Annotated in this window: 3 protein-coding genes; all 3 read left to right on the top strand. The window is 64.9% G+C overall.

Annotated elements, in window-relative coordinates; genetic code table 11:
* The first annotated feature begins 148 nt into the window (after positions 1-148).
* The 3 genes from NKH49_RS34465 to NKH49_RS34455 are packed head-to-tail and all read left to right on the top strand — an operon-like array spanning position 149 to position 3272.
* Complete coding sequence (locus NKH49_RS34465; RefSeq protein ID WP_352706841.1) at positions 149-1381, top strand: tyrosine-type recombinase/integrase; 1233 nt, start codon at positions 149-151, stop codon at positions 1379-1381.
* The gene (locus tag NKH49_RS34460) at positions 1381-2286 is read left to right on the top strand and encodes a tyrosine-type recombinase/integrase (RefSeq protein WP_352706844.1); all 906 of its coding nucleotides are present in this window, start codon (positions 1381-1383) and stop codon (positions 2284-2286) included. The genes NKH49_RS34465 and NKH49_RS34460 overlap by 1 nt, the downstream gene beginning before the upstream one ends.
* The gene (locus NKH49_RS34455) at positions 2283-3272 is read left to right on the top strand and encodes a tyrosine-type recombinase/integrase (protein ID WP_352819823.1); all 990 of its coding nucleotides are present in this window, start codon (positions 2283-2285) and stop codon (positions 3270-3272) included. The genes NKH49_RS34460 and NKH49_RS34455 overlap by 4 nt, the downstream gene beginning before the upstream one ends.
* Positions 3273-3357: the final 85 nt, after the last annotated feature.

Here is a 3357-nt window from a genome sequence, read left to right as displayed (position 1 = left end):
CTGCCTTATGGGCAGATCCAGTAATGGGGAGTCGGCGTGGCGTCGCTGACATTTTCTGTGAATCTCGGCGCTTCTTGTCTCCATAACTGGGTGTGCTCGCGGCCCCATCGACTTGGCCACTGATGGCCGGTCACAAACGGGGACGAACATGTTGGAGACCTACTTCTCGGCATCGAAGATTCTGGGGCATCTGCGGAGCGGGCCAAGCGGGCCATACCTCGACGGCTTCGCAGCATCACTCGAACGGCAAGGCTACAGCCCAGACACGGCCGTGCGCTATTTGCGGGCGGCAGCCCATGCCGGCCACATCATGATCGAGCGCGGCGTGAGCCTGGGAGACATCGATCTGGCGGCCTTCAGCGAGCACCTGCGCAGCTGCAGGTGTCCGCGCGTCAGAGGCGGCCGGCGGAACCACCACACCATCTACGGTGCCCGGCTCTTTCGACGGCACCTTATCGAGGTCGGCGTCTGCCGATCCGCGGCCGTGGTAACGGCGCCCGCCGAGCCCAAGTTGGTCACCGACTTCAAGGCCTGGCTGCGCAAGCATCGCGGGGCATCCGATGCCACCATCAGGCTCTACGCTCGCGACGCTGCCGGCATAGTGATAGCGCTCGGATCCGCCCCGACTGGCTGGAGTCCGGCCGATGTTCGCGGCTACTTCATGGAACACGCGAGCAAGTGCGGCAGCGGCACGATCGAGAAGATGACGACGAGCCTACGGGCATTCCTGCGATACCTTGCAGTCGAAGGCTGCTGTCAGGCGGGTCTCGACAACGCCGTTCCAGCTTACGCCCATTGGCAGCTTGCCGACATGCCGCGATATTTGTCGGCCGAGCAGGTCAATCAGTTGATCGCCGCCTGTGATGGTGACACCAGTGCGCGTCGACGTGATCTCGCGATCTTGCTGTTGTTGGCCCGCCTCGGACTGCGGGCCGGCGACGTGGCGCAACTCCGTCTCACCGACATCGAGTGGCAGGCGGGCTCGCTCCGGGTCACAGGCAAGGCGCGCTACGAGGTCCGCCTGCCGCTCCCGCAAGACGTCGGGGATGCGATCGCCGCCTATCTCGAATGCCGTCCGTCCGCCTGTCGTAGCGATCGCGTGTTCCTGCGCACGATCGCGCCTTGCCGACCGTTCCGGAACGGCGATGGAATCTCGTCGGTGATGAAGCGCGTCATGAAGCGCGCCGGCATCGTGACGTCGGTAAAGGGGGCGCACGTCCTGCGGCACACCGCGGCGACCGAGATGCTGCGCTGCGGCGTTCCGCTCGAGAAGATCGGTCTGGTCCTCCGCCACCGAGGCATCGACACGACGGCCTACTACGCCAAGGCCGATGTCGCGCTCTTGAAGCAGGTCGCTCAGCCCTGGCCGGAGGCGCTGTGATGCTGGACGCGATCGAGACCTATCTCGCCCTGCGCCGCGCCACGGGCTTCGCGATGTCGAATGCGGAGTACCTGCTGAAGAGCTTTGCCGCCTTCGCGGCCGAGCGCGCGCAAACGCACGTTGAGACGCAAGCGGCGATCGAATGGGCCGCGCTCGGGCCATCCGTGGCGCAACGCGATGCACGACTCAGAGCCATCTGCCGCTTCGTGCGCCACACCCAAGTCGAGGACGCCGGGCATGAGCTGCCGCCCGCCAATCACTTCGGTGCTCGCAAGAGGCGCCGCACACCGCACATCTACTCGGCAGACGAGATCAATCGCCTGATCGAGGCTGCGCTGCGGCTTCGGCCCAAGGGCAGCTTGCGCCCGCTCACCTTTGCAGCCTTGATCGCGCTGCTCTCGGCCACCGGGTTGCGGATCTCAGAAGCTCTGAGGCTCACGGTTGCCGACGTGACCGGCGACGGCCTGCTGATCCGCGAGACCAAGTTCCGCAAGACGCGCCTGGTGCCACTGCACGACACGGCAGCAGCAGGCCTGGAACGCTATCTGGCGCATCGACGGCCGCGCTCGCACGATGATCCGGTGTTCATCGACAAGCGTGGTCGGGCACTCCGCTACATCGCGGTTAAAGAGCTCTTCGACAGGCTGGTGGGCATAGCTGGCATCCGATCGAGGACGACGCGCCGTCCTCGGCTGCACGATCTGCGGCATACGTTCGCCGTGCGTGCGCTGCAGGGCAGCCCGGCCGGCCGAAGCCGATGCGGGGCGCATATGGCGGCGCTGGCCACCTACATGGGCCACGTCAACATCTATGCGACCTACTGGTATCTCGAAGCTACCGCTGAGCTCATGCGCGACGTCGCTGCGGCCGGCGAAGAGTTCCTGTCGGAGGGACGGCAGTCATGACGCCGATCGCTCCTCTCATTGAAGCGTTCCTGCGCGAGACGCTCTCCCGCCAGCGAGGCGTCAGTCGGCACACGCAGGACTCCTACGCCCTGAGCTTCCAGTTGCTGTTCGTGTTCGCCGCCGAAAAGCTCAAGGTCAAACCCTCCCTGCTAACGTTGGAGCAGATCGACGCTGGCTTGGTGAGCGCCTTCCTCGAGCATCTCGAGGACAACCGAAAGAACGCGGCTGTGACGCGCAACGTGCGACTGGCGGCGATCAAGTCGTTCTTCCGCTTCCTCGAGTACCGGCAACCGGCAGCACTGGATCAGATCCGCCGCGTCCTGGCGATCCCGTTCAAGAAGACGGATGCGCGCTTGGTTCCCTATCTACTGCGGGAGGAGTTACAAGCCGTGCTCGACGCGCCCGATCCCACGACGTGGGAGGGCATCCGCGACCGCGCCATGCTGCACCTGGCTGTCTGTGCGGGGCTGCGCGTATCCGAGCTGACCGGCCTGAAGATCGAGGACATCGACTTGCCGTCGATGAGCATCCGCGTTCTCGGCAAGGGGCGGAGGGAACGAACACTGCCGTTATGGAAGAGCACAGCCACAGCACTGCGCGCATGGCTTGCCATTCGCGGCCAGCCCGCCGTGCCCGAGGTGTTCGTCAACGCCCGGGGAGAGCCGCTGAGCCGATGGGGCTTCGCTTATCTGCTTAAGCAGCACGCCGCGACCGCGGCTCGCAAGCAGCCCGGTCTCGCCAAGAAGCGCGTTTCGCCTCACGTCCTCAGGCACACCTGCGCAATGATCGTTCTGCAGGCGACGCATGACATCCGGAAAGTGTCGCTATGGCTGGGCCATGCCACGCTGACGACGACCGAGGTCTACACGCGTGGCGACCCGACTGAAAAGCTCGATGCGATGGAGGCGATCATTCCGCCGCATCTGCGACGGGGAGCCTTCCAGCCGTCCGACAGGCTGATAGCACTCCTCAAGCGCACCTCGTAATGGTGAGCCGGGCTGGCGGCGACTGTCGCAAGAGCGTGATCAAGTCGTCGCCGACTCCCCATTACTGGATCTGCCCATAAGGCAG

Source organism: Mesorhizobium sp. M1088, assembly GCF_040318575.1.
Taxonomy (GTDB): Bacteria; Pseudomonadota; Alphaproteobacteria; order Rhizobiales; family Rhizobiaceae; genus Mesorhizobium.
The sequence above is the reverse complement of the archived record's forward strand: the minus strand, read 5'-3'. Positions and strand labels throughout refer to the sequence as shown.